The sequence below is a fragment of the Microcystis sp. M_QC_C_20170808_M3Col genome, from assembly GCF_007095505.1.
Classification (GTDB): domain Bacteria; phylum Cyanobacteriota; class Cyanobacteriia; order Cyanobacteriales; family Microcystaceae; genus Microcystis.
In genome coordinates this window covers 1-5,623 of the sequence record NZ_SFBY01000148.1, presented here as the reverse complement: position 1 = coordinate 5,623, position 5,623 = coordinate 1, and the positions used below count along the sequence as shown (strand labels likewise).

General features: G+C 46.8%; 3 protein-coding genes and 1 pseudogene. 1 reads left to right on the top strand and 3 read right to left on the bottom strand.

What is annotated here, in order from left to right:
* Positions 1-187, top strand: a pseudogene (locus EWV84_RS06960) (IS5/IS1182 family transposase); the annotation flags it as partial.
* A 584-nt stretch (positions 188-771) separates the two neighbouring features.
* Here EWV84_RS06960 and murI read toward each other — a convergent pair.
* The 3 genes from murI to EWV84_RS06945 form a co-directional block, all read right to left on the bottom strand.
* The gene (murI, locus tag EWV84_RS06955; RefSeq protein WP_287077402.1) at positions 772-1,623 is read right to left on the bottom strand and encodes a glutamate racemase; all 852 of its coding nucleotides are present in this window, start codon (positions 1,621-1,623) and stop codon (positions 772-774) included.
* 97 nt (positions 1,624-1,720) lie between these two features.
* Positions 1,721-3,619 carry an N-acetylmuramoyl-L-alanine amidase gene (locus EWV84_RS06950; protein ID WP_287077400.1) on the bottom strand — a complete coding sequence of 633 codons (1,899 nt, stop codon included), beginning with the start codon at positions 3,617-3,619 and terminating at the stop codon, positions 1,721-1,723.
* 396 nt (positions 3,620-4,015) lie between these two features.
* Positions 4,016-5,404: a cation:proton antiporter gene (locus tag EWV84_RS06945; RefSeq protein ID WP_286826107.1), complete on the bottom strand. Its 1,389-nt coding sequence runs from the start codon at positions 5,402-5,404 to the stop codon at positions 4,016-4,018.
* Between the last annotated feature and the right edge of the window lie 219 nt (positions 5,405-5,623).

Sequence of the window (5,623 nt, the reverse complement as noted above, 5' to 3'; positions counted from 1 at the left end):
CTCAACATCGGAAACAGCCATTGCTATTACTTTTTTAGTTATCAATCTTTCCACCCTGCTTCGGCAGGTTTTTTGGGCTTTTTTATGTCTGAAATGGAAAAACCGCACTTTTTCTCGGTTAATGATTACAATAAGTTATAACTTAGAGATTAATCAACAACTAAAGCTTATGCTTTTAGCTAAGTGAAATCATTGATTAAGAGACCTGTACTTTTCAATAACTTTTTGCCGCAAACCCTACCTACAGGTAGAAACTAGAACATTAGGTAGAACCCCATATCTTTGATTGTCAAGGTGCAGATAGCGTAGTGATTAGACTACAGGGGTTTTTCAAGCGGTTGTTTACCCTAGCCGCTATACTTAGGGTTTGCGGCAAAAAGTTTTTCGGTGGTGACAGGGTGTGGGGTGTGGGGTGTGGGGTGTAGGGTTTTACCGATTTTGAGGGGGTCAATTACCTAATTTTCAGGGAAAAAGTGCCTGAATTTTACCCCCGATCACTCCAAGGGTTGGCACTTTTTGAGGTAAAAAAAGTCTAAAAGTCTTACCCAACAAGGTTTTTAGATTTATTCAGCAAACCCTACTTATATGGTAGCTATTTTTCGTGAGTACTTCAAGACCTTTAAAGGAAAAAACACTGCCAAGGCTAATGACCCTAAAAGAAGAGCAAGCGCACTTCGGAATACGCAACTAGAATGCCATTAACAATGTCAGAAGTCATTCGAGATTTCGCTCTTGAGACTAGACACTTATTTTTAGCTGTGGTTCGCTGTTCTATACTGGCCTTTGTTTCATCCCATCGGTAAAACCGAGGGTCTTCACCCGACATTGCAGATAAACCTTTTCTACCCTGGGAGAAAAACCGAGCCATTGACGAGATAAACGAGCAAAAGTGTCAGGATCACCGCTAACTGCGAAGTTGGTAGGTAGGGGTGTTTCGGGATTTTTTAGACCTAATAATTCTAGTTCTTTTTCCGCCGCTCGGACAACGGAAGCGGCGGGATCTACCAACCGCACGGAACTAGGTAAAAGACGACGTAAAACCGGGGAAAGATGGCGATAATGGGTACAACCATAGACCAGAGTATCAATATTTTCTGCTAGTAAAGGCTGAAGATATTCCCTAGCCACCTGCGTGGTGTAGGGGTCAAAAATGCGGTTAGCCTCGATCAAAGGGACAAATTCAGGACAGGGAATTTGCCAAACTTGGGCAGTAGGATCGATTTCTTGAATCGCTTGTTTATAGGCATTACTTTTAGCCGTAGCGGGAGTAGAAATCACCCCAATGCGCTTTCCTTTTTGCACGGCAGTTTTTGCCCCGGGTAAAATTACCCCCAAAATTGGTAAATCTTTAAATTCGGCCTGTACTTCTTCTAAAGCCAAGGCGGAACTGGTATTACAGGCCATAATCACCATTTTCACCCGGTGCTCGCTCATCCAAGTGAGAATTTCCCGGACAAATTCGATAATTTCCCCTTTAGAACGGGTTCCGTAGGGAAGTCTAGCGGTATCAGCGAAATAGAGAATCGATTCTTGGGGCAGTTGTCGATACAACTCCCTTAAAACGGTCAGTCCACCCACACCACTATCAAACACACCAATCGGACTAAGTTGTGATTCTCTCATAGATATCGAGGAAAACGCTGATCTAAAGTAGCTTTATTTGATGATATTAAAACACGGATTTTTTGATTGGTAAACTAATGCTCCAATCATTTAATCATTAACGGAGATTTCGTTGAATATATTCAATAATACCCCTTGCGATCGCCGCCGCCATTTGTCGTTGAAAGTTGGCATTGGCTAATTTAGCAGCATCCTCAGCGCCGGTAACGAAACCCACTTCCACGAGGGTAGAGGGCATTTTCGAGGTTCTCAGCACATAGAAACGCGCCCGACGCACCCCCCGATCGCGCATATCGACACTGCGGACAATATTGCGATGGATGGTATCCGATAAACGGCGATCACCGAAGTAATAAACCTCTATGCCATTGACATCCGGTCGTGCTTTCCCCATAGAGTTAGCGTGGATACTGACAAATAGATCGGCATCGATCTGGTTAGCCAGATCCGTGCGACCTTGCAGGGTGACAAAAAAGTCGCTATCTCTAGTTAGACGCACATCGATGCCCTGTTGTTGCAGGATGCGGGTAACTTCTAGGGAAATGGGCAGAATTACGTTTTTTTCCTGAAGGCCACCAATTCCGATCGCCCCCGGATCCTTACCACCGTGGCCGGGATCGATCACCACTAGAAAGCGGCTATTGCCTTGTCGGGGGGGATTAGGAGTGGGGTTAGAGGGGCGCGGAGGTGGGTTAAATTGCCCCGTATTGGGGGGTAAAGGGACAGGTATAGTGGTGGAGTCAGGAACCTGAGAAACGGGGTTAGAATTGGGAGATGACAGCAATTCTAGGGCTAGGGTTTGATTGCCCGTTTGAGTTAATTGTCCCAGTTGAAAACCCGCGGCCGTCTGTACCAAAATCAGCACCTTATTGGCACTTTCCTGACGTACCCGCAATTGATAGATGGGACTATGGCGACCGAAGCGCGGACCGCGGAAAGACTCGGCTAACTTAGCATTTTCGATGCGTAGTTCATAGACACCATCCCGGTTAACAGTGCCGTTAGCTTTCAGGGGTAAATCCGCGCGAATTAAGAGGCGATCATTATTGCCCGTCAGATCGATCGAGGAGATGGTGGCCAAACGACTGCTAGAAGGGGGATTATTGGCAGTTTTCGCCGGGGGATTATTGGGACGGGGAGTGGGATTGGTGGCCTGAGTCGGGGGAGGTGAGGAGATATTATCCACGGAACCCAGACCGCCCCTAGGCAGTAAAACCAAACCACCAAAACGACTATAGAGAGCTTGCCAATCGGGACTATCCTTATTAACGCTCAGGGAAATCTTTGCCCGTTGATTGGCAGTCTGACTGAATTGAATATCACCGACCCCATAGCGATTGACAGGGATAGTTTGACCGGTGAGACTACTGGGTAAAGTGGCCCCGGGTAATTCAAATTCGATTTTTTTGCCGTCCCGGCTGCGTTGACTGCGGATCGATCGCTCATCACCATTTTGCTCTAAACGGACAAAAAGACCATTGCGAGTGACCTGAAAATCATCGTTGTTGTCCGTCTGGCTAACTGGAGGTGGGGGAGTGGGACGGGTGGAACCGCGATCGGGGGGAGGTGTGGGGTCAGGGGTGACGGGTGGTTGCGTTTCCTCCCTAATCGGTTGGGGTTCTGGCAATTCCACTGTCCATTGGGTGGGCGAAATTCCGCGAATTTTTACCTGTTGAGGATCAAAGGTGTAGCCTGGGGCCAATTCAATCACTAAACGGGTAGTTTCCGCATCAAATTGACCAATACGGACACTTCTGACGATATTGCCAATGGGCCGGTTAATATTGGGTTGCCCTAACTTGATCCCGGGCAGATCGATCACGATCCTGGTGGGGTTAGTGATCATTTGCGCTCGCGGTTGCACTCGATTGTCGGTGGTGAAGACCAGACGATTCTCATTGGTGTCGAATCGCCAAAAGACGAGCTTGCCTGCCCAAGCAGGGGCCGCCACCAGCAACCAAGTTAATGCGCTTAGGAATAACCAATGAAATCTCACGCTCGATGCTCCCGTTGCTCAGTTATCAATTACCTTTTTTTGGTAAAAATGGACAATTTTGTCGATTTTTGGCCATCCATAGCTCCGTTAATGCTCTGAGAATGACTATCAATAAAAACAAGCTTATGGGACGTTGGAACAGTCTGCTATGTTTCTTATCAGTCATCAGTTATCAGTCATCAGTCATCAGTTATCAGCTTCTGAAGGTAAGAGGCAAGAGGCTCCAAAAAAGAATCTGGCAATTCTCCTACCTAAAAATAAGGTTAGAAACTAAGTACATCAAAGCTTTTAGCCTAACAAATTAGGATTTAGATTCGGCCCTTGTTATCGATGAAAAGACGGCACTGTTAGTGCCACTTAAATACTGGTAACTTATACACTGCCACTGGTAACTGCTCACTGCTCACTGCTCACTGATTGAGGGCTGGCGGTAGGTTCTTTAAATACTAACCTTAACAGGGGCGGAGCGATAAAGGTAGTCAAGATCACCATCATAATAATGGCCGCATCGGCAGCGGGGGATAAAGCGCCACTAGCAGCCCCGACTCCGGCAAAGACTAAACCCACTTCACCCCGGGGAATCATGCCAACTCCGATCGCCAAGCGATTGAGTTTTTCCTTACTGAAAACGGCTAACCCCGTCACCACTTTACCAAAAATAGCGACGACAATTAGGAAAGCGGCCAAGACTAATCCTTCTCGATTGGTGGGAATAGCGGGATTAAGGACACTTAAATCGGTTTTTGCCCCCACACAGACGAAAAATATCGGTACAAATAAATCGGCGATCGGGAACACTTGTTCTGCCAATTCCGATCGCTTTTCCGTTTCCCCTAGGACCAGGCCCGCGGCAAAGGAACCGAGAATCGCTTCTAATTGGATAACTTGGGCAATATAGGCAAGAATAAAGGCGAAAATCAGGGAAACTAAGAGCAATTGTCCTCTAGTTTTCATGCTATTAACTAATTGAACGTAAAAGGGGCTTAAAAAACGACCGATCAGGATCGCCCCCACCACAAAAGCGCTGGAACTAATAACTAGATAAATTACTTTGCTAATCTGCACTTCTCCGGTCTTCACCAAAGAAGCAACGACAGCGAGGATGATAATACCGAGAATATCATCGAGAACCGCTGCCCCGATGATAATTTGACCTTCTTTGGCCGATAACTGCCCTATTTCGGCTAAAACCTTGGCGGTAATGCCGATACTGGTAGCGGTTAAAGCTGCCCCGGCAAAAATAGCGGGAATGGTGGCCAGATGAAAGATATAGATTAAACCCAAAGTACCCACCAAAAAGGGAACCGCAACTCCCACCACTGCGACGACGGCTGCCTGCGGACCGACGCGAATTAATTCCTGCAAGTCTGACTCTAAACCGATCTCGAACAGTAGGATAATTACCCCCAATTCCGAGAGGACGGAAATCACCTCACTGGCAGCACTAAAAACGGCGGGAGATTGCTCCGGGGTGAGGGGGGAAGTGGATTGTAGGAAGTGAATTAGGAGAGAATCCTCGAATCCCGCTCCTCCTTCTGGAAAAACCAGTAATTTTAGGGCAGAAACCCCGATAATCACGCCACCGACTAATTCTCCTAACACGGGGGGCAAGTTCAATCGGACGCATATTTCTCCCCCCAGTTTACAGGCGAAATAAATAACGGTCAAACTCAGCAGCACGCAGGCTAAAACTAAGGCACTATCGGCAGTTTCGGCTGTAGCTGCCGCGGCTAACAGGGGAATGTTAAAACTCCAAGCGGAAGAAAGGAAAGGCTGTAGTATCATCGCTCGCTCAAAATTACTCTCAATACTCTAACAAGCTTGCGGCCTATTCAGTCATCCCTGATCAAAGTTTGCCGTTCTATTAAACTTACTCAAATCTACTCATCATCGAAAATTTTGGGTCTGAAACCCCGTCGTAGAACGACGGCTTTACCGTTAAATACTAGCGCATTTACCAAATATATGCTAAAATGTGAGACATGGAAACAGCCTACTCGTTTC